Raw genomic sequence first — 22,866 nt, 5'->3', positions numbered from 1 at the left:
CCGGACGAGGTTCTCCCTCCGGATTGGACCCATGTGTGGCGGGTGGCACTCGATTGCCTAGCGCGAAACTCTTGATCATGCCGCACCTCCGAACAGCGGCAGTTCGGCGACCAGGCGCTGCGCCTCGGCATCGGCCTGTCGCAGCACAAGGAAGAGCTGGCCAAGTCGGGCGAACTGCAGTTCGCGGCCTTCGATCAGGCGACAGCCGCTGGCCTCGGCCAGGCCGGATAGCAGGATCGTGTTGCCCAGGGCCTGACACATGGCGGGGATCAACTCGGCCGGAAAACGGTTGGCCCGCGTAGCACCGGTCCAGCTGTCGATCTGCGCCTTGGTGATCTCGCGGCCGACAAGGCTGGACACCAGCGCCGCGATCTGCTCGCGGTCAAAAGGGCAAGCCTTGATCGCCTTGTTCAACAGGGCGCGCAGGCGCTGGTCGTAATCCAGGGCACCGGGTTCCAGATCCGGCGGAACAGGCACTTCGATCAGGTCTTCCTGGCTGCCAAGCAGATCCAGAAAGGCCATCTGGCGCGGGTCTTCCGCCCGGCGCCGTCCCTTCTTCGTGGTCATCAATCCCTCCGCTTTCTGCTTCTTGATGGAGGAGGAAAAAGGGCCGGACGCACCGTTTTGCGCGCTGATGCGCCCGGCCAGGAGCCCAGGCCAACTGGCCCAGGGGGAGAAAATGACGGTATTCATTGGCCACCCGCCGCAGGCGTCAGATGTGACGCCAAGCCTCTGGCCGCCGCCATGCGCTGGCGGCGCTCCTCAATGCGTTTGCGGGTGGCCGCTTCGCGCTCGGCCTTGGCCTCTGCGCTCAGGGCCGGACGGGGGGTAGTCAGGGTGCAAAGCGCCACATCTGGCGCAAAGTTGACTGTCACACCCAGCATCGCAGCCCACTGGAACAGTTCAGGCGCCGTGCAGACCTGCCCCTCGGCCTCTATGCGCTGCAGCTTGCGCCGCGACCACCCCAACCGTGCCGCCAGGGCGTCCTGGGTCAGGCCCAGCGCTTCACGGCGCTTGATCAGCGCCGAATGCAGGGCTGCGTAATATGCATCCCAGCCGGCCATGGTTATGCGGCCTCGCGGAGTTGCATATTGCTCTGGCCCTTTTGGGTGTTACGATTGGCCTTGGACGGGCGACCTTTCTTGGGCGTGCCGTCAGGGTTGTATCTGTCAGGCCAAACCTCAGCGGGATGCTTACCCAGCGTTTCCGCAATCTTGGCCTCGACATCTGGCCAAGGCTGGCGCAGGGCGATGCTGATCACGGCTCGCGACCTGTACCCCCAGCTTTCGGACAGAGACTTCAAGGACCCACCGCGCTTGCGCAGTTCGGCCTTGATGTCTTCGGGATGCATGTCCCTGGCGCGTGCGCGCTTGGTCATCTGTCCTCCTGATAGCCGGCCTGGCAGGGCCGGTTTTTTCGGGGTGGTTACGTTGATCTTGTTTATTGAACATGTCGCATATCTGCGGTCGTTGTCAACGCATATCTGCGGTTCCGAGATGGAACGCGACCCGCTTATACGCGCATTGCCGTAAAAATGCGGAGTATCAATGGCTTACGGGAACTCGGAACAGCCACGTCCTGAAGACGCGGCAGTTCCAACTTCTTCAAGAGAAGTCGGAACCAGACTGGAGCTGGTTATGGCCCAGGTGGGAAGCCGCAAAAATGCGGCAGAGATCGCGGGTAAGTCAGAAGATATGCTGACTCGTTATGCGCAGGGGAAGACTGACGCGCCCTTTTCTGTGGTCGCGCGGTTAGCCCAGGCGGCGGGATTCAGTCTCGATTGGATTGCGACAGGCCGAGGGGCGCCAGATGCGCAACCTCTTGCGGAAGGGCAGCTTGGCGTAAAGGTGTCTGAGCGAGAGCAGAACTCAGGGATCGTTACCTACAAGTCGGCAAGTGATCTAGGCGACGAATATGTTTTGGTTCCCCGATATGATGTCCGGGCGTCAGCTGGACATGGAGCCGTTATTCATTCTGAACAGGTTGTTGATCATTTGGCCTTTAAGGCTGAGTGGGTGCGACGCCAATTACGGGTAAACCCATCTTACTTGCTTCTAATAGAAGCAATGGGAGACAGCATGGAAGAAACCATTTCTGATGGTGATCTTCTTCTTGTGAATACCCAAGAGCCGCGCATTAAAGACAATGCGATTTACGCGCTTAGCGTCAACGGAGACCTGATTGTTAAGCGGGTTCAACGTCGACTTGATGGAACGCTCCTCGTCAAGTCTGACAATCCACGCTATGAACCTGAAGAATTGCCACCACATTTGGCGGGACAATTACGTGTAATAGGACAGGTAGTTTGGCACGGAGGCCTGATCCGTTAAAAGCAGGAGTAAAAAATGTCGAGCATTAAAGTTTTGGCAGGGGATCTGGAAAAAGGCACTTGGAGCGGAAGCTTCGGTGTGTTCACAAAATACACAGTTTCCCATCCGGTTAAGGGGGAAACCTTTGCTTTAAGGGATTTTCAACAGGCTGAAATGCTGACTGAAGAAAACAAGAAAAAAGTAGCAGGGACTCTGGGGTGGGCTGCCGTAGGTGCAATCGCTTTAGGACCAATTGGTGCTCTGGGCGGTGCTCTTCTCGGCGGACGCAGTAAGGAAGTCTGTTTCGCGGCAAGCCTGAAAAATGGTCGGAAGTTCATGGCCACTACTGATATGAAGACCTGGCAGAAGATACAGGCATCGATCTTTGAGAAAGCATGACGCTGCAAACGAAAAGCGGCGTTTGACCAATCAGGTCACGCGCCGCTCCTTTCCGCTCATTCCCTGTCCAAAAGCGCTCACCGCCTAGCCCATTTTTGCGCATTTCTCGTCCAAAAGGCTGCCGCCCTACTAACGCCCGAAACGTCAGCCTTTCTGCGCCTCTCGGCCTATTCCAGGCCCTTCCCCGTGATTCCAGAAATGATCACCTCCCCACAGCGGGGCGGTCCAAAACCGCCGCCGCGATCCTTGCCGCTACTCCTTCACCTCCACCGAAACGAAACGCTGTGCCCGGAAGCGTGGCGACCAATGCCGGGGGTGAAGCCCGGCCTTGTCGCGGAGATGGTCGAGGAAGTCCTGCGGGTCGGGCAGGCTTTCCCAGACCGAGGGAAGGAAGAGGGCGCGGTCGCGGCCGTCTTCGATGATCAGGCCGTCGATGCCGGGGCGCAATTGCGCCAGCAGACTGGCCTCGCTGTCGAAGGTCATGGCCTCGGGGGCCGAAAGCAGTGACACCGACAGGCGGAGATGTTCCGTTTCCGCCGCGCGCAAGGGCGGGAAGCGGGGATCGCGGAAGGCGGCCTGGAAGGCGTTGGCGCAGACATCCTCGGCCCAGCTCCGCCATGCCTGGGCCGAGCCGATGCAGCCGCGCAATTCATCCCGGTGCTTCAATGTGACGAAGCAGGCGCCCTGCTGCCCGGTCAAGGCGGGCGGGCAGGCAGCCTGATCGGCGGGCAGGGGCGTGCCGGTCTCCAGCCCATGGCGAAGCGAACGCCAAGCGAGGTCGAGCATGGTCCTGCCATGCGTCTGGGCGAAATCGGCCAGGGCGGTTTCGGGGCTGGTCATTCCCTGTTCTCGTAAAAAGCCCAGGAGCCGTAGCCGACGACGCGGTCGCGCCCGCCCGCCGTGTCGCCGGAATTGCGCAGATCCAGCCGTTCGACCCGCATCCGGCGGGCCTTGGCGGCGGCGAGGAGCCCTTGCAGCGGACGCCGTCCACAGGCCTGGTCATAGGTGATGGCCGCGCCGTCCAGCGTTTCGATGGCGCGGGCCGTGCGGGAATCGAGTTCCCGGGCGGTGCCGTGGTCGAGGAAATGGCTGAGGTCGGAACTGATGACCAGCAAGGTTTCCGGCCCGCCCCAAAGGGTTTCCAGGACCGCCGCGATCTGCTGCGGTCCGGCATCGCCGACGACCACGGGAACGAGCGCGAAGTCCCCCAGGACCTGTTGCAGGAAGGGCAGGTGGACCTCCAGGCTGTGTTCCTGGGCATGGGCGGCGTCCAGCACGCTCACGCCCGGCAATTCTTCCAGCCTTGCCTGGGCGTCGCGGTCGATCCTGACCGGCCCCAGGGGCGAGTCATAGGCCTCGGCCGAGGACAGGGCGAGGCCGCGGAAGCCGACGCGATGGCTCGGCCCCAGCAGAACCACGCGGCGGATGGTGGCGCGTGCGGGCTTCAGCCGGGCATAGGCTTGCGCCGCCACCGGGCCGGAATAGACATAGCCGGCATGGGGGGCGATGATGGCCTTGGGCAGCGGGGCATCGGTTTCCGGGACGGAGGAGAGGTGCCGGGCAATCTCGGCGGCCAGTTCGTCCGGCTCGGCGGGATAGAAGAGCCCGGCAACGGCGGCATGTCGAAGCGCGGCCATGACAAGATCCTCCAAGCAATTTCCTGGTGGAAATAAAGAATGTCCGGCACCGCCACGCAAGCGGGGCACCCATCTTTCGCAGCGCCCCGCCGGGGCTATATAGCGGCGCGTCCAGGAAAGGAAGAGCACGAGGAAGAAACCCATGGCAGCCCAGAGCTTCCCTCCCGAACGCTTCGCCGATACCGTTCCCGGCCGTCATTGGCACCGCCTGGAGGACGGACGGCTGCAATGCGATGTCTGTCCGCGTTTCTGCAAGCTGCATGAAGGCCAGCGCGGCCTATGCTTCGTGCGGGCGCGCCAGGACGATCAGGTGGTGCTGACCAGCTATGGTCGCTCTTCGGGCTTCTGCGTCGATCCCATCGAGAAGAAGCCGCTGAACCATTTCCTGCCGGGCAGTCCGGTCCTGTCCTTCGGCACCGCCGGTTGCAATCTGACCTGCAAGTTCTGCCAGAACTGGGATATCTCGAAGGCCCGCGAATTCGACCGCCTGACCGACCTCGCCATGCCCGAAGCCATCGCCGATGCCGCCGTCCGGTCGGGATGCCGGTCCGTGGCCTTCACCTATAACGATCCAGTAATATTTCTCGAATACGCTGCCGACGTGGCCAAGGCTTGCCATGCGCGGAACGTGAAGACGGTGGCGGTGACGGCAGGGTATTTCGCGCCCCAGGCGCGTGAGGACTTCTTCGCCAATATCGATGCGGCCAATGTGGACCTGAAGGGGTTCACCGAGGGCTTCTACAAGAAACTGTGCACGGCCAGCCTGGGTCCGATCCTCGAGACCCTGGATTATATCAAGCACGAGACGCAGGCATGGCTGGAGATCACGACACTTCTCATTCCCGGCGAAAACGATTCGCCGGCCGAGATCGAAGCCATGACCGCGTGGATCATGGAGCATCTCGGCCCCGACGTACCACTCCATTTCACAGCCTTCCACCCCGACTGGAAGATGCTGGACAAACAAGCTACACCATCCTCTACACTCCGGAACGCGCGCGCCATCGCAAAGCGCAATGGCTTAAGGCATGTCTACACGGGAAACGTGTCCGACCCAGAAGGCGGCAGCACATGGTGTCACGGATGTGGCGCCCTGCTCATTGGCCGCGACTGGTATGAGCTTTCGGCCTGGAACCTGACCGAAGAGGGGCATTGCCGCGATTGCGGCACGCCCTTGCCCGGAATTTTCGATGCCGCGCCCGGCGATTGGGGACGGCGGCGGATGCGGGTGGCCGTCGGGGCGTGACCGGCTTTTCTGTCCTTTCGGGGACGGGTGTGTTAACTTTCCGGCGTGACGTGGCAAGGCGGCCTTTCCGCCGGTGAGAAAATGATCAAGACCTGGCTGCCCTGGATATTCAAGCTGACGCTGACCGGGGCGTTGTTCTGGTATCTCGCGCAGAAGATCGATTTCGTCCAAGCCTGGGAACGCGGCCGGACGGCCGATCCTCTGTTGCTGCTGCTGGCCTGCTTGCTGCTGGTGGTGCAGGTCGGGCTGGGGGCCGTGCGCTGGGACGTGGTGATGCGGGCCATCCGCGCCCGCCTGCCGCTGGGGCGGGTCTTTTCCATTTTCTATGCGGGCAATTTCTTCAATCTCGCGCTGCCCGGAGCCTTGGGCGGCGATGCCGTGCGGATCTGGATGGGCCGCCGCGCCGGGCTGGCGCTGGGGCCGGCGGTCAACGGCGTGATGATCGAGCGGGTATTGACCCTGCTCAGCCTGATGATGATGGTCGCCATCCTGCAGCCCGTCCTGATCTACCGGGTGGGCGACATTCCCGGCAGATGGATCTTTCCCCTGGCCAGTCTGGCGGCGGTGGTCGCGGTCGGAATGCTGATGACCCTGGACCGGCTGCCTGCCGTGCTGGCGCGCTGGCGCCTCGTCTCCGGGCTGCGGAAGCTGGCTGGTGACAGCCGCCGCGTCTTTCTCAGCCGCCATGCCTTTCCCGCCTTTGCCTGGGCTTTCGCGGGCCATGCCAATCTGGCGCTCGTCTTCTGGCTGCTGGCGCTGTCGCTGGGGCTGGATGTCTATTTCCTCGACTTCCTGGTGCTGGTGCCGCCGATCATCCTGCTGATGACCCTGCCCATTTCCGTGGCGGGTTGGGGCGTGCGCGAAGCGGCGGTGGTGATGGCCCTGTCGCTGGTCGGCGTCGACCCGGCTTCGGCACTGGTGGTCTCGGTGCTGTATGGTCTGGTCAATATCGCCGCGAACCTGCCGGGCGGCCTGTTCTGGCTGCTGGCGCGTGAGAACGGGCCGCATGCGCCGGGTAGTCTGGCGGCCGGACCCGCCGCCTGACTGCCGTCATAATCCTCTTCCTTTTCCCTTCCTTTCGGCGGCACGATGGCTACATTGTTGGTCATTCGTGCTTTTTCATTTTGTGAGCCGAGAGGAATTGGAACCATGAAGATTTCCTTCGCCAAGCCGGGCCTGCCGGGATCGGGTGCCGTGGTGGTGCCGGTTCTGGAGGGCCGCACCCTGTCCGCTTTGGGTGCCGAGCTGGACGAGCGTACCGGCGGGGCGCTGGGCAGGGCCATGGCGGCGAGCCGCTTCGAGGGCAAGAAGGATCAATCCCTGACCATTCTGGCCCCGGCCAATCTGGGCCTGTCCCGGGTGCTGCTGCTGGGTCTCGGCAAGGCGGCGGAAATCGATGAAGCGCGCGCGCAGGCCTTCGGTGCCGCCGCCGTGGCGAATCTCGCCTCGGCCACGGACGAGGAAGCGGCCATCCTGTCGGATGTGATCGACGGCAATGGCCTCGGCTCCGCCACCTTCGCCGCCCATGCCGCCTTCGGCGCGCGGCTGCGCGGCTATCGCTTCGACAAGTACCGCACCAAGGAAAAGCCCGAGGACAAGCCTGCGCTGAAGAAGCTGGTCATCCAGGCCGAGGACCACAAGGAAGCCAAGGCGCTGTTCGCCCCGCTGAACGCGGTGGCCGAGGGCGTCGAGCTGACCCGCAACGTGGTCAGCGAGCCCGCCAATGTCATCCATCCCGAAAGCTTCGCCGACGAGGCGCGCAAGCTGGCCGATCTGGGCGTGGATGTGGAAGTGCTCAACGAAAAGCAGATGAAGAAGCTGGGCATGGGGGCGCTGCTGGGCGTCGGCCAGGGCAGCGAGCGCGAAAGCCAGCTCGTCATCATGCGCTGGATGGGTGCGGACAAGGACAACGAGGCCCCCGTCGCCTTCGTCGGCAAGGGCGTGACCTTCGATACCGGCGGCATCTCCATCAAGCCCGCCGCCGGCATGGAGGACATGAAGTTCGACATGGCCGGGGCCGGCTGCGTGCTGGGCCTGATGAAGGCCCTGGCGGGCCGCAAGGCGCGGGTCAATGCGGTGGGCATCATGGGGCTGGTCGAGAACATGCCCTCGGGCAATGCCCAGCGCCCCGGTGACGTCGTCACCTCCATGTCCGGCCAGACCATCGAGGTCATCAATACCGATGCCGAAGGCCGCCTCGTCCTGGCCGATGCCCTGTGGTACTGCCAGGACCGCTTCAAGCCCAAGGTGATGATCGATCTGGCGACCCTGACCGGGGCCATCATCATCTCGCTGGGCAGCGAGCATGCCGGCCTGTTCTGCAATGACGATGACTTGGCCGCCAAGCTGATGGAAGCCGGGCAGAAATCGGGCGAGACGGTCTGGCGCATGCCCATGGGCGACAGCTACGACAAGCAGATCCGTTCCGACATCGCCGACATGAAGAATACCGGCGGGCGCGAGGCCGGCAGCATCACCGCCGCCCAGTTCCTCAAGCGCTTCGTCAAGGACGTGCCCTGGGCGCATATCGACATCGCCGGGACCGCCTGGACCAAGAAGGACCTGACCGTCACCCCCAAGGGCGCCACGGGCTTCGGCGTGCGGCTGCTCGACCGGCTGGTGGCCGATCATTACGAGGACCGCTAAAGGAGGCGGAGACATGATTGGAGAAGCGGGGGTGCCCATCGTTTTCGAGGGGCGTCCCCCCTTCGCCGACGATCCGACCGGCAGCAACGACGAATATATCGGTGCCGTCGTGGTCGGATACTGGCGCGGCTGCCTTCCGACCCCGGCAGCCGTGGTGGTCGACCGGGCCTCGGGGGCGCTGACCCGGGCCCTGGCCGGATCGCACTTCGCGGGCGAGGAAGGCGATGTGCTGACCGTCCTTGCCCCCGCAAGCCCGGCCTGCGAGCGGGTCATCCTGCTGGGTCTGGGCGACGAGGCCGAACTGGACCCCGCCCGCCTGCGCCGCCTGGGCGGCATCGCCGCCAAGGCGCTGATGGAGAGTACCGGCGGGCGTGCCGTCATTGGCTTGGGGCTCGACGGTTTCCTGGCCGCGCAATTCGCCTACGGCCTGCGGCTGCGGGGCCATACTCCCCTGAACCTCCGTTCCCGTCCCGATCCCGACCGGCCGGCGGGACCGGCGGAAATAGTGGTCGCCACCAGCGACCCGGACGCCGCACGCAATCTCTTTTCCCGTCTCGAATCCGTCGCCGAGGGCGTGCATCTGGCGCGCGATCTGGTGGCCGAACCCGCCAACCGTCTGACACCCCAGGCCATGGCTGAGCAGGCAGCGGCCCTGGAGGCGCTGGGCGTCGAGGTGGAAATCCTGGAGGATGCCGCCTTGAAGGCCGAGGGGCTGGGCCTGCTGGCGGGTGTGGGGCAGGGGGCGGACAATCCGCCCTGTCTCGCACTGCTACGCTGGCGGGGGAGCGGCGAAGAGGGGCAGCCGCCGCTGATCCTGGCGGGCAAGGGCATCACCTTCGATACCGGCGGCATCTCGATCAAGCGCTATGACAGCCTGCACGAGATGAAAGGCGACATGGCCGGCGCGGCCGCCGTCCTGGGTGCCATGCGTGCCCTGGCCGGACGGCAGGCCCGGGTCGAGGCCGTGGGCGTGCTGGCCCTGGCGGAAAACGCCGTCTCGGGCCGCGCCCTGCGGCCGGGCGACGTGCTGCGTTCCTATGCCGGGAAGACGGTCGAGATCATCGATACCGATGCGGAAGGGCGGCTGGTGCTGGCCGATGCCCTGGCTTATGCCTGTTCTCGCTATCGGCCCGCCGCCGTCCTGTCCCTCGCGACCCTGACCGGCGCCGTCGTCACCGCCCTGGGGCGTCACCGCGCCGGATTGTTCAGCAATGACGAGGCCCTGGCGGCCAAGGTCCTGGAAGCGGGCGAGGCGGCGGACGAACCCGTCTGGCGCCTGCCCATCCTGCCGCAGCATGACGAAGATCTGGCTTCGGACATCGCCGATACCCGCAACTGCGCCTGGGGCAAGGTCCCCGACGCCTTGCACGCCGCGCGCTTCCTGATGGGTTTCATTCCCGAAGGGGTGGCCTGGGGTCATCTCGACATGGCGGGCACCGCCCGCACCGAGGAAGACCTGCCGCTCTGTCCCAAGGGAGCCACCGGCTGGGGCGTCCGCCTGCTCGACCGTCTGGTGGCGGAAGGCTGGGAACGCTGACCTGAGGACGAAAGGGCGGGCGGTCAGCGCGCCTCGACGGCTTGGGCCAGGCGGCAGAAATCTTCCACCGACAATTCCTCGGCCCGCGCGGTCGGGGTGATGCCGGTCGCGGCCAGCAGGCTTTCGGCGTCGCCCAGGGCTTTCAGGCTGGAACGCAGCATCTTGCGGCGCTGGCCGAAGGCGGCGGCGGTGACTTTCTCCATGATGGCGAAGGAGACTGGAGCCAGCGGCGCAGGGCGCGGCTCGATTCGCACCACCGTCGAGACCACCTTGGGCGGCGGGGTGAAGGCCTTGGGGGTGATGTCGAAAAGCGGCCGCACATGGCACAGCCATTGGGTGATCACCGACAGGCGGCCGTAATCGGGCGTGCGCGGGGTGGCGGCGAGGCGGTCCACCACTTCCTTCTGGAACATCAGCGTCATGCTTTCGAAGGCGGGCGCATGGCGCAGCCAGTTCAGCAGCAGCACGGTCGAGATGTTGTAGGGCAGGTTGGCGATGATGCGCCGGGGGGCGCTGCCCAGTTCATGGGCCGCCACGTCCAGCGCGTCACCGGCGATGACGGTCAGGCGGCCGGGATAGGCGGCGGCGATTTCCTCCTGCACGGCGATGCAGCGGTCGTCGCGCTCGATGGCGATCAATTCGCGCGCTCCGGCCTCCAGGATGGCGCGGGTCAGGCCGCCCGGGCCGGGGCCGATTTCGATCACGGTGCCGACGCTCAAATCCCCGGCGGCGCGGGCGATGCGCCCCGTCAGGTTGAGGTCGAGCAGGAAATGCTGGCCCAGGGATTTGCGGGCGGCGAGGCCATGCTGGGCGATCACGTCACGCAGCGGCGGAAGTTCGGTCATGGAAGAGTCCGGGAAGCCATCTCGCCGGCCAGACGCAGGGCGGCCATCAGGCTTTGCGCATCGGCCTTGCCGGTCCCGGCAATGTCGAAGGCGGTGCCGTGGTCGGGCGAGGTGCGGATGAAGGGCAGGCCCAAGGTGACGTTGACGCCACGGTCGAAATCGATGGTCTTGAGCGGGATCAGCGCCTGGTCGTGATACATGCACAAGGCGGCGTCGTAACCGGCGCGGGCGCGGGCATGGAACAGGGTATCGGCGGGGGCCGGGCCGAAGACGTCGATGCCTTCGCCGCGCAGCGTCTCGATCGCCGGGGCGATGATGTCGATTTCCTCGCGGCCCATCGCGCCCTGCTCCCCGGCATGGGGATTGAGCGCGGCGACGGCGAGGCGCGGCGCCGCGATGCCGAAGCGGCGCCGCAATTCGGCCGCCGTGATGCGCCCGGCGGTGACAATGGCTTCGGTGGTCAGGCTGCGCGCGGCCTCGGCCAGCGAGACATGGATGGTCACCGGCACCACGCGCAGGCCGGGGCAGGCCAGCATCATCACCACCGGCACATTGCCGCCCAGCTCGGCCAGGAATTCGGTATGGCCGGGAAAGGTGAAGCCCGCGGAATACATGACCTGCTTGTTGATGGGATTGGTCACCACGCCCGAGGCGCGGCCCGCTTGCGCCAGGGCCACGGCTTCCTCGATAGCGGCGCGCACGGCGGGGGAATTGGCGGCATTGGGGCGGCCGGGCTCGACCGGGCCGGGCAGGGGGCGGTGCAGCACCGGCAGGGACTTGCCGAAGACGGCCACGGCCTCTTCCGGCTGGGCGATCTCGGTTACCGGCACATCCAGGCCCAGGCGCTCGGCCAGACGCTTCAGGCGTCCCGCATCGTCGATGACGAAGAAGGGCGGCAGGGCTTCGGCAGTGCGGCGGGACCAGGCGGCGAGGGTGATGTCGCCGCCGATTCCCGCCGGTTCCCCCATGGTCAGCGCCAGCGGCGCCCTTGGGTCAGATGCGGACATCGATGAAGGCCTGGCGGCGCAGGTCGCGCAGCAGGCGGCGCGCCATCATGTCCATGCGCTGATCCAGCAGGCTTTCGGAAATCTGCTGGCGGCTGGGCAGGGCACCGGCCGGAACGTCGCGCGAGCAGACCATCAGGATGGCGATGCCGTCTTCCATCAGCACGGGGGCGCTGGGCTGGTTGTTGTCCAGCGGCAGGACGGCCGGCAGCAGATATTGCGGCAGGTCGCCCAGGCGGATCTTGCCCATCAGGCCGGAGCTGGGCGCGCGGGTTTCCTCGGCCACGCGCACCAGATCCTCGCAGGAAGAGGCACGGCTGCCCCAGGAGGCGGCCTGCTGCGCGGCCTGGTTCAGCTGCGCCTCGCTGGCATTCGGAGGGACCGGCACCAGCAGGCGGGCCAGTTCCAGTTCCGTCCCGGCGGCGTCGCCGCCGACGATGCCGCGTTCGCGCAGGGCCAGGATGTAATAGCCGTTGGGGGTGCGGATCAGGCCGGACACTTCGCCCGGGCGCAGGGAGCGCACGACCTGTTCAAGCTCTTCCTCCAGCGTGCCGGAGGTCACCCAGCCCATGTCGCCGCCTGTCGCTGCCGTGGGGCTTTGCGAGAATTGGTGGGCCAGGGCGGGGAAGGGGGCGCCGTTGCGCATTTCCTCGATCAGGCGCAGGCCCAGATTGCGGACCTCGTCCTCACGCTGCCCTGATTCGAAGGACAGGAAGATTTCCGACAGCAGATATTCCGGCTTGCCGTGGGCTTGGCGCAGCATGTCGAGCTGGGCGTTCACCTCCTCGTCGCCGATGCTGATCGTGCCGGCGAAATTGCGGCGGACCAGTTTCACCCAGCTGATTTCGGCGCGGATCTGCTGATACATCGATTGCGGCAGGATGCCGTTCTCGCGCAGCAGCTGTTCCAGCCCTCCTTGGGGCATGTCGTTCTGCCGCTCGATCATGGCCATGCCGTCGCGCAATTCGGTCTCGGTCACCGTGATGCCCTGGCGGCTGGCCTCCTGCAATTGCAGGCGTTCGTCGATCAGCTTGCGCAGCACCTGGGGCAGCACGCGCTGACGCATCTCGATGGTGTCGGGCATGCTCGACGACATCAGCGCCAGACGGATGCGCATCTCCAGGTCGAGGATGGAAATGGCTTCGTCATTGACCACCGCGGCGATCCGCTCGACCTGTTGGGCGCCGGCAGGCGCCAGGGAAGCCCCGACGGGCGCCCAGGCTATGGCGGCGAGGAAAGCGGTGGCGAGAAAGCGTTTCATGGCTCGTTCCATCGGGGCTGCGAGTAGACGTCTACGGGCAATTCGCCCAGGGTTTTGAAGACGAGGCGGAACATTACCGAATCCCCGCCGTCATATTCGCGGTCGTAGGCATTGCTGCCTTCATAGACGGCCGAGAAGATGAAGCATTCATCTTCGTAAGTCACGCCCAGACCGTTGGTGACCAGCCGCCCTCTCGGTCCTGCGCTCAGGTCGCGGGTGGTCGAGCCGAAGACGGACCAATGCTGCGTCAGGGCCGAAGACAGGGCCAGGGTCACCTGTTCCCGGGTGCCGTATTGAGCGTCCACGAACTCGCCGCTGCCGCGCTCGCCATCAAGATAGGTGTAGGAGACCCAGCCCCGCAAGAGCGGCGGCCCGGCCCAGGCATTGACCTCCGAACGGCGGAGGCTGAAATCGTCCTTGTCCAGGCGGAAGCGATACTCGCCGCCCAGATTGCCGCCGACCGCCGGAATGGCGCGAATGCGCCCGACATAGTCGGACAGGCGGTCATCCATGCCGCTGGCCGGTCCCAGACCGCCTTCCGGATAGAGCCGTGCCGTCTGGCCGAACATGGTCTCCAGGGTGCCGCCGCTATCGCCATAGACGTTCCATTGCAGGCCGTAGGTGATGCGCGGCCCGGTCTCCAGACGGTCCCAGCCGGTATAGCGGTTGGTGGAGAAGAGGTTGGTGTCGTCGAATTCCAGGTCGCGGCTGTCCTCGTTGGGAATGCCGCTGGTGCGGTTGCCGCCGCGCGGGCTGACGGCGGCGATGACCACCGGTTCCAGCACCTGGTGGTAATTCTCTCCCCGCTTCTCCATCGGATAGCGCCATTCCACGGCGACTTCGGGAACCACGCGGCCCCGCAGGACCGACGAATCGTCGGGCCTGTCTTCGGGATCGGTGACGTAATAGGCATCGGTGCGCAGGCTGGTCGAGAAGCGGTAGACCGAGCCGCCGGGGGTGATCAGGGGCATCTGCCAGCCGGTCTGCAGGCCGATGCGCTGGACATTGGGGCCTTCGTCGCGGGCGATGTGCAGGATATTGCTGTCGATGGTCCAGTAATCGCCGTGCTCGCCGGTATCGCCGACATAGCTGTACTGGGCATAGGGCAGGACCAACGGCGTCTGGCGCCGGTCCGCGACCTGGCGCATCTCCTGGAAGGAGAAGGCCTCGATCCGGGCATAGTCGTTCCCAAGGAAGCCTTCCGCCCAGGGCTGGGTGGTCAGCCAGGCATCCCGCCCGAAGCCGTAGCGGCGCATATAGGTGGCATTGGTCGCCCGCTCGAGCGTCCAGCCCGCCCGCCAATCCTGGTTGAGGTGGAAGTCACCCTCCGCCCGGATATGACTCAGCGTATCGCCCTCGGAATCATGGGTGATGCTGCCTTCCGTGATCATCTGGCCATGGGTGAAGCGGCGGCGATGCTCGCCGACCAGCACCGCTCCCTCCCGTGCCGTGATCATCGGCGAGATGGTCATGTCATGGGATTCGGAAAAGACATGATGATAGGGCTGGCGATAGAAGATGCCGAGATTGGAGCTGTTGCCGGCAATCGGGGGCAGCAGGCCGCTCTTGCGCTCGACCGTCGGATCGGGATGCGAGAAATAGGGCACATAGGCCACCGGCACCCCGAACATCTCCAGCCAGGCATGGTTGAAGGAGATGGTCTGGCCGGGCTGGTCGTGGATCACCTTGACCGCCTTGATCTGCCACAGCGGCGCCCGTTCCGGGTTTTCGCGGCAGGGTTCGCAGGCGGTGTAGACGCCGTATTCCAGTTCGCTGACCTCGCCGTCCATGCGCCGGGCGGACGCGGCGGCAAGGCGCGAGCGGTCGGCCAGCAGCAGGCGGATATTCTGTGCCAGCCCGTCGCGCAGGTCGCCGGTCAGTTCGACATATTCCGCGAACAGCACCTCGCCGGTCGGTTCCGTGATGCGCACATTGCCGGACGCCGTCACGACATCGGTGCGCAGGTTGTAGGTCACGGTATCGGCCACCAGCACACGTCCGGCCTGGATGATCTCGACCTCGCCCTTGGCCGTCACCAGGTCCAGCTCCTGGTCGTGGATCAGTTCTTCGGCCGACAGATGCACCGGTTGCTCGCTATCCGGCTGGGCCTGTGCGGCGGTCCAGGGGGCGAGGACCAGCAGGGTCAGCAGCGAGGTGGTGGCGGCAAGTCTGCGCGCGGTGTGAGGAAGGAAAGGCAAGGTGGCTGCTCTCGGGCTGGGGCTAGGGCTGGAGCCGGGGTCAGGATGAGGCGGAAAGCACCGTCCTGGGACGGCGGGGCGGACGGAGCAGAACCCAGGCGGCAATCGGCAGGGGCAGCAGGGCCGTGACATACATCAAGGGGACGAAACGCAGATCGTTGGCGGCAAGATTGCCCGTTCCCAGGGCGGCGGCCTGGACCATCACCATCAGACCGACGGCGGTCAGCACGCGGGGCGCCTGGCCTCGCCGGTTGAAGGAGCCCGAAAGCAGGGTCGCCAGGGCGATCATGGCGAAGGTCAGGTGATTGAGCGGTGTGACCAGGCGCTGATGGAGTTCGACCTTGAGGCGGCGGAAGCCAGTGGGGCTGTAATCCTCGGGCGAGGCCGCATGCAATTCCCGGATCGAGAGTTCGCGGTCGTCGCGGCTGCGGGCTTCCAGTCCGGGCTGGGGGCCGCCGAAATCGATGGTGTAGCTGTCGAAATACAGCACCGACAGGTTCAGGTCGTCCTGCCGCCGCTCCTGGCGGGCCCCGTTGAGCATCATCACGCGCGGACCGGAGTCTCCTTGCATCAGGGCGCCGCGTTCCGCCGTCAGCGTGACCTCGGTGCCGGGCTCGCGGGAATCATGAACCAGGATGCCGTGCAGGGCGCCGTCGGGGCTGCGCTCGCGCACATAGACGGTCAGTCCCTGCTGGACCTGGGTGAAGGCACCTTCCTGCAACAGGAGGCCGCTGATGTTGTTGCGGATGGTCCACTGCAATTCCCGGAATTCCTGTGCCGATTTCGGAATGATCCAGATGTTCAGGCCATAGCCGAAAATGGTGGCGGCCAAGGCGAGGAGCAGGGCCGGCTTGGCAAGGCCCCACTGGCTCATTCCGGCGGCCCGCATTACCACCAATTCGCGGTCCATGGTCAGCCTGTTATAGGTGAACAGGATGATGGAAAACAGCGAAATGGGCAGGATATGCGGCAGGAAGTTGGGGATGAACAGCAGGCTGATCGTCAGGAAGGTCCAGGACGAGATGCCTTGGTTGACGATCAGTTCGACGAAGCGCAGCGATTGGGTCAGCCACAGGATGCTGAGCAGCCCGATGGTGACGAGCACCATGCCGATCAGGAGTTGCTTGAAAATATAGCGTGATGAGATTGCCCACATGGGCGGGAGTATAGTGTCGGCCCTTCCCCCCGGACAGGGGAAAGTAACACTTCCTTCCTTCAGGATGGGAAGACGGCCGCAAAGGGCCGTCTTCCAGGTCTGGGCCAATCCTTTAGAACTGGTCTTCGTGCAGGGCCATGATGCTGCCGGACCCTTGCGTCGCCGAGGCCAGCAGGCCGCCCGTCTGGGGCAGCAGATGTTCGGCGAAGAAACGGGCGGTGACGATCTTGGTGCGCAGGAAGGAATCCTCGCCTGCCGCCAGATGCTTCTCGGCGGCCAGGGCCGCGCGGGCCATCAGCCAGCCGCCGGTGACGATGCCCCACAGGCGCAGATAGGGCGTGGCGCCGGCGGCGGCGGCTTCCGGATCGTCGTCATGGGGGGCGAGCAGCCATTCCGTGGCCTGCTGCAAGTCGTCCAGCCCCTGCGACAGGGCGTCGCGGATCACCGCCAGGTCGCCGTCCTTTCCGGCCAGGGCGGTGGCCGTCCCGCGCATTTCCGTCAGCAGACGGCGGGCGGTCCTTCCCTGGTCGCGCAGCAGCTTGCGGCCCACCAGGTCGGCCGCCTGGATGCCGTTGGTGCCTTCGTAGATGGCGGTGATGCGGGCATCGCGCAGATATTGGGCCACGCCGGTTTCCTCGATATAGCCCATGCCGCCATGGACCTGGATGCCGGTCGAGGCGACGTCGATGCCGATATCGGTGGACCATGCCTTGACCACCGGGATCAGCAGATCGGCGGTGGCCTGCCACAGGGCACGCGCTTCGGGTTCGGGATGACTCTTGGCGCGGTCGATGGCGGCGGCGGCGTAATAGGTCAGGGCGCGCGCGGCTTCGGTCTGAGCCTTCATGCTCATCAGCATGCGGCGGACATCGGCGTGATGCACGATGGTCAGGCCCCGGCCCTGGACGCGTTCCTTGGCATAGTCGCGGGCGGCCTGATAGGCGCGCTCGGCGATGGAGACGCCTTGCAGCCCGACATTGAGGCGGGCGTTGTTCATCATGGTGAACATGTATTCCAGGCCGCGATTCTCCTCGCCGACCAGGAAGCCGATGGCGCCTTCGTTCTCGCCATAGGCCATGACGGCGGTGGGGCTGCCATGGATGCCCAGCTTGTGCTCCAGCGCGATGCAGCGGGCATCATTGCGCATGCCCAGCGAGCCGTCGGTATTGACCAGGAATTTCGGCACCACGAAGAGCGAGATGCCCTTCACCCCGGGCGGCGCGTCGGGCGTGCGGGCCAGGACCAGATGGACGATGTTCTCGGCCATGTCGTGGTCGCCATAGGTGATGAAGATCTTCTGGCCCGACAGGCGCCACCTTTCCCCGTCCGGCACCGCCTTGGTGCGGATGGCCGCCAGATCCGTCCCGGCCTGGGGTTCGGTCAGGTTCATGGTGCCGGTCCATTCGCCCGAGACCAGCTTGTCCAGATAGAGGGCCTTCAGCTCCTCGCTGCCATGCCGGGTCAGCGCCTCGACGGCCCCTTGGGTCAGGAGGGGGCAGAGGCCGAAGGACATATTGGCGGAATGCCAGATCTCGGCCACGGCGGTCGCAACCAGCCAGGGCAGGCCTTGGCCGCCATGCTCGGGCTCGAAGGGAACCGCGTTCCAGCCGCCCTCGACGAAGCGGGCATAGGCCTCGGCGAAGCCGTCGGGTGTCTTGACCACGCCGTTTTCCAGCCTGCAGCCGGTGCGGTCGCCGACCACGTTCAGCGGCGCCAGAACCTCCGCGCCCAGCTTGCCCGCTTCTTCCAGTACCGCCGTCACCAGATCGGGGCTGGCGTCTTCATAGCCGGGCAGGGCGGCGATCTCGTCCAGGCCGGAAAGTTCGGTAATGGCGAAGGCCATGTCGCGAAGGGGGGCTGTGTAATCGGGCATTTTTCCCTCGGGGCCTGTGCGGCCTGTTGCTTGGACGTTTGGTGTTTCGAGACTTAAAGCACCTTGCCCGGATTCATGCGATTCTCCGGGTCGATAGCGGCCTTGATCTTGCGCATAAGACCCAAGGCCTCTTGTGGTTTATAACGTTCCAGTTCCGCACGCTTCAAGCGACCGATGCCGTGCTCGGCGGAAAAGCTGCCGCCCAGCTCTTCGACGATATCGTGGACGATGCGGTTGAACTCTTCCCAGCGGGCCAGGTATTCGGCCTTGTCCATGCCCGGCGGCTGGCTGAGGTTGAAATGGATGTTGCCGTCGCCGACATGGCCGAAGGCGACGACACGGATGCCGGGCAGACGTTCGGTCGCGGCAGCAGAGGCCTGCTTGATGAAATCGGGCACCGAGGAGACCGGCACCGAGACGTCGTGCTTGATGCTGCCGCCTTCGTATTTCTGCGCTTCCGACATGCCTTCGCGCAGTCGCCACAGGGCGTGGCGCTGATCAATGCTTTCGGCCAGGACGGCATCGGTGACGGTGCCGTTCTCCAGGGCGCCGCCCAGCATGTCTTCCAGCGCTTCGCGCAAGCCGCCGCCGGTGCGCGAGGACGAAAGCTCGATCAGCACATACCAGGGATGGGGGCCGTCGAAGGGATCGGCGGCACCGGGCATATGGGCCACGGTCATTTCAAGCCCGATCCGGGGCAGCAGTTCGAAAGCGGTGACGGCATCGCCGCTGGCCTCGCGCGCCAGGCTCAGCAGGGGCAGGACATGGTCTAGTTCCTCTACCGCGACCAGGGCGGTCTGGACGTCGCGGGGCCGGGGAAACAGCTTCAGCACCGCCGCCGTGATGATGCCCAAGGTGCCTTCCGAGCCGATGAAGAGGTGGCGCAGGTCGTAGCCGGTATTGTCCTTGCGCAGGCTTTTCAGCCCGTTCCAGACGGAACCGTCGGGCAGCACCACTTCCAGTCCCAGCACGAGGTCTCGGGCATTGCCGTAGCGCAGCACGTTGACGCCCCCGGCATTGGTGCCGAGATTGCCGCCGATGGTGCAGGAGCCTTCGGCGGCGAGGCTCAAGGGGAAGAAGCGGTCGGCCTCTTCGGCGGCGCGCTGGATATCGGCCAGCACACAGCCCGCTTCCACGATCATGGTGTAGTCATGAGGGGTCACCGCCCGGACACGGTTCATGCGGCGCAGCGAGATCACCACCTCGTCGCCCGTCTCGTAGGGGATGCCGCCGCCGACTAGCCCGGTATTGCCGCCCTGGGGCACGATGGCGATGCTCTCGGCGGCGCAAAGCTTGACCAGCGCCGCCACCTCCTCGGTGCTGCCGGGGCGCAGGACCAGCGGCGTGCGGCCCCGGAACAGGCCTCGTTCTTCAAGGCAGTAAGCTTTGGTGTCGCTGTCCTCGGTCAGGCAGTTGCCCGCCCCGACGATGGCGGTGAAACGGTCCAGCAGGGAGGCGGAAAGAGTCATGGCGTGGCTCCGCTCGTTGGGCGCGGCGCGGCGGCACGGCGCAGACGGTCGTTGATCGCCTCGCCCAGGCCGCGCTCGGGGATGGGCATGACGGCGATACCGGTGAATTCCGGGCGGTCGAGGGCGCGCAGCATGGCGAACAGGTTCGCCGCCGCCTCGGTCAGGTCGCCGCCGGGGCTGAGATTGAGCGTCGCCTGCGGCGCCTCGCCGAATCCCAGCAATGCCTCGCCCGGTCCGGCTTCCGGCGCATTCAGCCGCACGGCGGCACGGGGTGCGTAATGGCTGAGCAACTGGCCGGGCGATTTGGGGGCGTCTGCGGCCTCGCCGCTGACCGTTACCGGCCCCAGCAGGGCCTCGATCCGTTCCCGCGAGATGCCGCCGGGGCGCAGGATGGCCGGGGTCGCGCCGGTCAGGTCCAGCACGGTGGATTCCAGTCCGACGCGGCACGGTCCGCCATCGAGGATCATATCCACCCGCTCGCCCAGGGACTCGGCGACGTGTTCCGCCGTGGTGGGGCTGACGGCGCCGGAGCGGTTGGCGCTGGGCGCCGCGATGGGACGGCCGGCGGCTTTCAGCAGGGATTGGGCCAGCGGATGGTCCGGCGCGCGCACCGCCACCGAATCCAGCCCCGCCGTAACCAGCAGGGAAACCGGCGACTCCGCGCGGCGCGGCAGCACCAGGGTCAGCGGGCCGGGCCAGAAGTGATCGGCCACCTGCCGTGCCCGCTCATCGACCAGGACCAGGCTTTCCGCCGCATGAATATCGGGCAGATGGACGATCAGCGGATTGAAGCTGGGTCGGCCCTTGGCGGCGAAGATGGCGGCGACGGCGCTATCCGAGGTGGCATCGCCGCCCAGGCCGTAGACGGTTTCCGTCGGAAAGGCCACGAGCCGGCCTTCGCCGATCAGTTGCCCGGCCCGCGCGATGGCCTCGGGAGTGGCGGTTACGATATTTGTAATCATGGGCCGAGCATAAACCATGGCAGAGGGGGAGGGAATGGTACGCGTTTTCCGCCTCTGCAGGGAACGGACGGGCCCCTCACACCACGCCCTTTTCCCGCAGTCTTGCGATCTCCTCGGCCGACAGGCCCAGGAGATCGGACAGGATTTCCTCGGTATGCTGGCCCAGATAAGGCGGAGCATGGCGGTAGCCGGGCGGGGTGGCGGACATTTTGATGGGGCTGGCGACCAGCGGGACCGGTTTGTCGGTCAAGGCATGGGGCATTTCGATGCGCATGCCGCGCGCTTTGACCTGGGGATTCTCGAAGGCTTCCGGCAGGGTGTTCACCGGACCGGCGGGCACGCCCAGCTTCTCCAGCCCGTCGAGCCAATGCCGGCGGGGATGGCGGGCGATGACGCTGCGCAGTTCCGGGATCAGGGTGGCGCGGTTCTTCACGCGCGCCGTGTTGGTGGCATAGCGTTCGTCCTCCGCAAGGTCGGGGCGTCCGGCGAAGGCGCAGAATTTCTGGTATTGCGAGTCGTTGCCCACCGCCAGGATCAGGAAGCCGTCGGCGGCGGGAAAGACCTCGTAGGGCACGATATTGGGATGGGCGTTGCCGCGCCGCTTGGGCTCCTCGCCCGAGATCAGGTAGTTCTCGGCCTCGTAGGTCATCCAGGCGACCTGGGAATCCAGCAGGGCGCAGTCGATATGCTGGCCCTGGCCGGTCCGGTCGCGGTGGCGCAGGGCGGCCAGGATAGAGACGCAGGCATACATGCCCGTCAGCAGATCGGCATTGCCGATGCCGGCCTTGACCGGCTCGCCCTCGGGATCGCCGGTCAGGCTCATCATGCCGCCCATGCCCTGGGCGAGGAAATCGTATCCGGCGCGCGGCGCATAGGGGCCGGTCTGGCCGAAGCCGGTGATCGAGCAATAGACCAGGCGCGGGAAGCGCGCGTGCAACTGCTCGAAACCCAGGCCGTAGCGGGCCAGGTTGCCCAGCTTGTAATTCTCGACCAGCACGTCGCAGCCTTCCAGCAGACGCAGGATCAGGTCCTGGCCTTCCGGCGTGGTGATGTCGATGGCGACCGAGCGCTTGTTGCGGTTGGCCGACAGGTAATAGGCGCTTTCCTTGGTGTCCTTGCCCTCGCGGTCCTTCAGGAAGGGTGGCCCCCATTTGCGGGTATCGTCCCCGGCGCCGGGCCGTTCCACCTTGATGACGTCGGCCCCCAGGTCGCCCAGCACCTGCGTGCAGGTCGGTCCCGCCAGGACGCGGGTAAGGTCGAGAATGCGGATACCCTCTAATGCTCCGGTCATGTCATAGCCACCACGATCAGGACAAGGGGAAGGGTGAAAGCCGCCAGCAGATGGGTGGCGGTGATGATTCCGGCCATCAAGGGCGCGTCGCCACCCATCTGGCGCGACAGAACATAGGCTGAGGACGAGCAGGGCAGCGCGGCATAGAGCACGGCGGCGCCCAGGCTGACGGCATCCACGCCGATGCTCCAGCAGGCCAGCCCGACCACCAGCGGCAGGGCCAGCAGCTTGATGGCGCTGGTGGACAGGATGGCCGCCGAACTGCCGCGCAGCGCCCGGATGTCCAGTCCCGCCCCCACGGCCAGCAGCCCCAGCGGCAGGGCGGCGCTGCCCAGCACGGAGAGCAGGGAATTGACCGGGCCGGGCAGCCGGATCCCGGCCACGTTCAGGGCGATGCCCACCAGGCAGGACAGGATCAGGGGATTCTTGATCACCGACAGGACCAGGGCCCGGCCCCCACTCGCCTGCGCAGGTACCCAGCGCAGATGGACCAGCACGGCAATGAGGTTGACCAGCGGCACGACGGCGGCGATGCCCAGCGCCGTCAGCGTCACCCCTGCCGGGCCATAGACCCCGGCGGCGGCGGCCAGCCCGACATAGGTGTTGGGGCGCACGGTGCCTTGCATCATCGAGGTGAAGGACGGGCCCGGGACGGGGATGACGCGGCGCAGGGCGATCATGGAGAGGGCGGCCAGAACCGTCCCTCCGGCCAGGATGACGGCCAGTTCCAGGACCGGCAGCCCGGACATGTCGGCATTGGCGAGATTGGTCGTCAGCAGGCCGGGAAAGAAGACGTAATAGGTCATCTTCTCGGCGGGGGGCCAGAAGGAATCGGGGACGAATTGCCACCGGCGGATGGCCCAGCCTGCGAGGATGAGAACGAAGACGGGGAAAAGGGCGCCGAGAACCTCGATCATGATAGCGGAAGGGGTAGACCAGTCAGGCGGTGGGAACAAGAGGGTGGAGTGAGGCGAAGAGCATGGGCCGGAAGGAAAGGGAGGGCAATGACCTTGAAGTGCGGCTTGAAAATTTC

The 22,866-nt window shown here is 65.7% G+C and carries 21 protein-coding genes; 6 read left to right on the top strand and 15 right to left on the bottom strand.

Annotation, left to right across the window (positions count from 1 at the left end; all coding sequences use genetic code 11):
• Positions 1 to 75 precede the first annotated feature (75 nt).
• The 3 genes from EPD66_RS17445 to EPD66_RS17435 form a co-directional block, all read right to left on the bottom strand.
• Complete coding sequence (locus EPD66_RS17445; RefSeq protein ID WP_142849789.1) at positions 76 to 567, bottom strand: hypothetical protein; 492 nt, start codon at positions 565 to 567, stop codon at positions 76 to 78.
• A gap of 122 nt (positions 568 to 689) precedes the next feature.
• Positions 690 to 1,064, bottom strand: a complete 375-nt coding sequence (locus EPD66_RS17440; RefSeq protein ID WP_142849788.1) for a helix-turn-helix transcriptional regulator — start codon at positions 1,062 to 1,064, stop codon at positions 690 to 692.
• Between the two features lie 2 nt (positions 1,065 to 1,066).
• The gene (locus tag EPD66_RS17435; protein WP_142849787.1) at positions 1,067 to 1,378 is read right to left on the bottom strand and encodes a helix-turn-helix domain-containing protein; all 312 of its coding nucleotides are present in this window, start codon (positions 1,376 to 1,378) and stop codon (positions 1,067 to 1,069) included.
• A 169-nt stretch (positions 1,379 to 1,547) separates the two neighbouring features.
• Between EPD66_RS17435 and EPD66_RS17430 the strand changes: the two genes are divergently transcribed.
• Both EPD66_RS17430 and EPD66_RS17425 read left to right on the top strand, forming a co-directional pair.
• Complete coding sequence (locus tag EPD66_RS17430; RefSeq protein ID WP_142849786.1) at positions 1,548 to 2,330, top strand: S24 family peptidase; 783 nt, start codon at positions 1,548 to 1,550, stop codon at positions 2,328 to 2,330.
• A 15-nt stretch (positions 2,331 to 2,345) separates the two neighbouring features.
• Complete coding sequence (locus EPD66_RS17425) at positions 2,346 to 2,708, top strand: hypothetical protein (RefSeq protein WP_142849785.1); 363 nt, start codon at positions 2,346 to 2,348, stop codon at positions 2,706 to 2,708.
• 252 nt (positions 2,709 to 2,960) lie between these two features.
• Here EPD66_RS17425 and amrA read toward each other — a convergent pair whose 3' ends face one another.
• Together amrA and amrB are read right to left on the bottom strand one after the other, a co-directional pair.
• The gene (gene amrA, locus EPD66_RS24665; protein WP_142849784.1) at positions 2,961 to 3,548 is read right to left on the bottom strand and encodes an AmmeMemoRadiSam system protein A; all 588 of its coding nucleotides are present in this window, start codon (positions 3,546 to 3,548) and stop codon (positions 2,961 to 2,963) included.
• Positions 3,545 to 4,345 carry an AmmeMemoRadiSam system protein B gene (amrB, locus tag EPD66_RS24660; protein ID WP_142849783.1) on the bottom strand — a complete coding sequence of 267 codons (801 nt, stop codon included), beginning with the start codon at positions 4,343 to 4,345 and terminating at the stop codon, positions 3,545 to 3,547. Before amrB ends, amrA begins: the two co-directional genes overlap by 4 nt.
• A gap of 142 nt (positions 4,346 to 4,487) precedes the next feature.
• Between amrB and amrS the strand changes: the two genes are divergently transcribed.
• The 4 genes from amrS (at position 4,488) to EPD66_RS17395 (ending at position 9,774) form a co-directional block, all read left to right on the top strand.
• Complete coding sequence (amrS, locus tag EPD66_RS17410) at positions 4,488 to 5,591, top strand: AmmeMemoRadiSam system radical SAM enzyme (protein ID WP_142849782.1); 1,104 nt, start codon at positions 4,488 to 4,490, stop codon at positions 5,589 to 5,591.
• Positions 5,592 to 5,672: 81 nt separating this feature from the next.
• Positions 5,673 to 6,635 carry a lysylphosphatidylglycerol synthase transmembrane domain-containing protein gene (locus EPD66_RS17405; protein WP_142849781.1) on the top strand — a complete coding sequence of 321 codons (963 nt, stop codon included), beginning with the start codon at positions 5,673 to 5,675 and terminating at the stop codon, positions 6,633 to 6,635.
• A 105-nt stretch (positions 6,636 to 6,740) separates the two neighbouring features.
• Entirely contained in the window at positions 6,741 to 8,237 is a 1,497-nt protein-coding gene (locus tag EPD66_RS17400) for a leucyl aminopeptidase (RefSeq protein ID WP_142849780.1), read from the top strand.
• A 13-nt stretch (positions 8,238 to 8,250) separates the two neighbouring features.
• On the top strand, positions 8,251 to 9,774 hold the full coding sequence (locus tag EPD66_RS17395; RefSeq protein WP_142849779.1) for a leucyl aminopeptidase: 1,524 nt from the start codon (positions 8,251 to 8,253) through the stop codon (positions 9,772 to 9,774).
• A gap of 23 nt (positions 9,775 to 9,797) precedes the next feature.
• Here the strand turns inward: EPD66_RS17395 and rsmA are convergent, their stop codons facing one another.
• From rsmA to EPD66_RS17345, 10 genes are all read right to left on the bottom strand, one after another.
• Entirely contained in the window at positions 9,798 to 10,619 is an 822-nt protein-coding gene (gene rsmA / locus EPD66_RS17390) for a 16S rRNA (adenine(1518)-N(6)/adenine(1519)-N(6))-dimethyltransferase RsmA (RefSeq protein WP_142849778.1), read from the bottom strand.
• Positions 10,616 to 11,626, bottom strand: a complete 1,011-nt coding sequence (gene pdxA / locus EPD66_RS17385; RefSeq protein ID WP_142849777.1) for a 4-hydroxythreonine-4-phosphate dehydrogenase PdxA — start codon at positions 11,624 to 11,626, stop codon at positions 10,616 to 10,618. The genes rsmA and pdxA overlap by 4 nt, the downstream gene beginning before the upstream one ends.
• Positions 11,613 to 12,884, bottom strand: coding sequence for a peptidylprolyl isomerase (locus tag EPD66_RS17380; protein ID WP_185961477.1), 1,272 nt, complete (start codon positions 12,882 to 12,884; stop codon positions 11,613 to 11,615). The genes pdxA and EPD66_RS17380 overlap by 14 nt, the downstream gene beginning before the upstream one ends.
• On the bottom strand, positions 12,881 to 15,082 hold the full coding sequence (locus EPD66_RS17375) for an LPS-assembly protein LptD (protein ID WP_185961476.1): 2,202 nt from the start codon (positions 15,080 to 15,082) through the stop codon (positions 12,881 to 12,883). The genes EPD66_RS17380 and EPD66_RS17375 overlap by 4 nt, the downstream gene beginning before the upstream one ends.
• 40 nt (positions 15,083 to 15,122) lie before the next feature.
• Entirely contained in the window at positions 15,123 to 16,238 is a 1,116-nt protein-coding gene (lptF, locus tag EPD66_RS17370) for an LPS export ABC transporter permease LptF (protein WP_255448553.1), read from the bottom strand.
• A gap of 112 nt (positions 16,239 to 16,350) precedes the next feature.
• Positions 16,351 to 18,111 (bottom strand): acyl-CoA dehydrogenase, encoded by a 1,761-nt coding sequence (locus EPD66_RS17365; RefSeq protein WP_142849774.1) that lies wholly within the window; start codon positions 18,109 to 18,111, stop codon positions 16,351 to 16,353.
• A 53-nt stretch (positions 18,112 to 18,164) separates the two neighbouring features.
• Positions 18,165 to 19,580, bottom strand: a complete 1,416-nt coding sequence (locus tag EPD66_RS17360) for an FAD-binding oxidoreductase (RefSeq protein WP_142849773.1) — start codon at positions 19,578 to 19,580, stop codon at positions 18,165 to 18,167.
• Positions 19,577 to 20,542, bottom strand: a complete 966-nt coding sequence (locus tag EPD66_RS17355; protein ID WP_142849772.1) for an L-threonylcarbamoyladenylate synthase — start codon at positions 20,540 to 20,542, stop codon at positions 19,577 to 19,579. The genes EPD66_RS17360 and EPD66_RS17355 overlap by 4 nt, the downstream gene beginning before the upstream one ends.
• A gap of 76 nt (positions 20,543 to 20,618) precedes the next feature.
• Positions 20,619 to 21,833, bottom strand: coding sequence for a CaiB/BaiF CoA-transferase family protein (locus EPD66_RS17350; protein WP_142849771.1), 1,215 nt, complete (start codon positions 21,831 to 21,833; stop codon positions 20,619 to 20,621).
• Complete coding sequence (locus EPD66_RS17345; RefSeq protein WP_142849770.1) at positions 21,830 to 22,750, bottom strand: AEC family transporter; 921 nt, start codon at positions 22,748 to 22,750, stop codon at positions 21,830 to 21,832. The genes EPD66_RS17350 and EPD66_RS17345 overlap by 4 nt, the downstream gene beginning before the upstream one ends.
• Positions 22,751 to 22,866: the final 116 nt, after the last annotated feature.

It is taken from the genome of Telmatospirillum sp. J64-1 (genome assembly GCF_006980715.1).
Classification (GTDB): domain Bacteria; phylum Pseudomonadota; class Alphaproteobacteria; order Rhodospirillales; family Magnetospirillaceae; genus Oleiliquidispirillum; species Oleiliquidispirillum nitrogeniifigens.
The sequence above is the reverse complement of the archived record's forward strand: the minus strand, read 5'-3'. Positions and strand labels throughout refer to the sequence as shown.

What these genes read in the sequence shown, in the direction of transcription:
- EPD66_RS17445 (WP_142849789.1), bottom strand. Translation starts at nt 567, where the DNA reads ATGACCACGAAGAAGGGACGGCGCCGGGCGGAAGACCCGCGCCAGATG.
- EPD66_RS17435 (WP_142849787.1), bottom strand. Translation starts at nt 1,378, where the DNA reads ATGACCAAGCGCGCACGCGCCAGGGACATGCATCCCGAAGACATCAAG.
- EPD66_RS17395 (WP_142849779.1), top strand. Translation starts at nt 8,251, where the DNA reads ATGATTGGAGAAGCGGGGGTGCCCATCGTTTTCGAGGGGCGTCCCCCC.
- EPD66_RS17440 (WP_142849788.1), bottom strand. Translation starts at nt 1,064, where the DNA reads ATGGCCGGCTGGGATGCATATTACGCAGCCCTGCATTCGGCGCTGATC.
- EPD66_RS17345 (WP_142849770.1), bottom strand. Translation starts at nt 22,750, where the DNA reads ATGATCGAGGTTCTCGGCGCCCTTTTCCCCGTCTTCGTTCTCATCCTC.
- amrB (WP_142849783.1), bottom strand. Translation starts at nt 4,345, where the DNA reads ATGGCCGCGCTTCGACATGCCGCCGTTGCCGGGCTCTTCTATCCCGCC.
- EPD66_RS17405 (WP_142849781.1), top strand. Translation starts at nt 5,673, where the DNA reads ATGATCAAGACCTGGCTGCCCTGGATATTCAAGCTGACGCTGACCGGG.
- EPD66_RS17425 (WP_142849785.1), top strand. Translation starts at nt 2,346, where the DNA reads ATGTCGAGCATTAAAGTTTTGGCAGGGGATCTGGAAAAAGGCACTTGG.
- EPD66_RS17365 (WP_142849774.1), bottom strand. Translation starts at nt 18,111, where the DNA reads ATGCCCGATTACACAGCCCCCCTTCGCGACATGGCCTTCGCCATTACC.
- lptF (WP_255448553.1), bottom strand. Translation starts at nt 16,238, where the DNA reads ATGTGGGCAATCTCATCACGCTATATTTTCAAGCAACTCCTGATCGGC.
- amrS (WP_142849782.1), top strand. Translation starts at nt 4,488, where the DNA reads ATGGCAGCCCAGAGCTTCCCTCCCGAACGCTTCGCCGATACCGTTCCC.
- EPD66_RS17355 (WP_142849772.1), bottom strand. Translation starts at nt 20,542, where the DNA reads ATGATTACAAATATCGTAACCGCCACTCCCGAGGCCATCGCGCGGGCC.
- EPD66_RS17430 (WP_142849786.1), top strand. Translation starts at nt 1,548, where the DNA reads ATGGCTTACGGGAACTCGGAACAGCCACGTCCTGAAGACGCGGCAGTT.
- pdxA (WP_142849777.1), bottom strand. Translation starts at nt 11,626, where the DNA reads ATGTCCGCATCTGACCCAAGGGCGCCGCTGGCGCTGACCATGGGGGAA.
- EPD66_RS17350 (WP_142849771.1), bottom strand. Translation starts at nt 21,833, where the DNA reads ATGACCGGAGCATTAGAGGGTATCCGCATTCTCGACCTTACCCGCGTC.
- EPD66_RS17400 (WP_142849780.1), top strand. Translation starts at nt 6,741, where the DNA reads ATGAAGATTTCCTTCGCCAAGCCGGGCCTGCCGGGATCGGGTGCCGTG.
- EPD66_RS17380 (WP_185961477.1), bottom strand. Translation starts at nt 12,884, where the DNA reads ATGAAACGCTTTCTCGCCACCGCTTTCCTCGCCGCCATAGCCTGGGCG.
- amrA (WP_142849784.1), bottom strand. Translation starts at nt 3,548, where the DNA reads ATGACCAGCCCCGAAACCGCCCTGGCCGATTTCGCCCAGACGCATGGC.
- rsmA (WP_142849778.1), bottom strand. Translation starts at nt 10,619, where the DNA reads ATGACCGAACTTCCGCCGCTGCGTGACGTGATCGCCCAGCATGGCCTC.
- EPD66_RS17360 (WP_142849773.1), bottom strand. Translation starts at nt 19,580, where the DNA reads ATGACTCTTTCCGCCTCCCTGCTGGACCGTTTCACCGCCATCGTCGGG.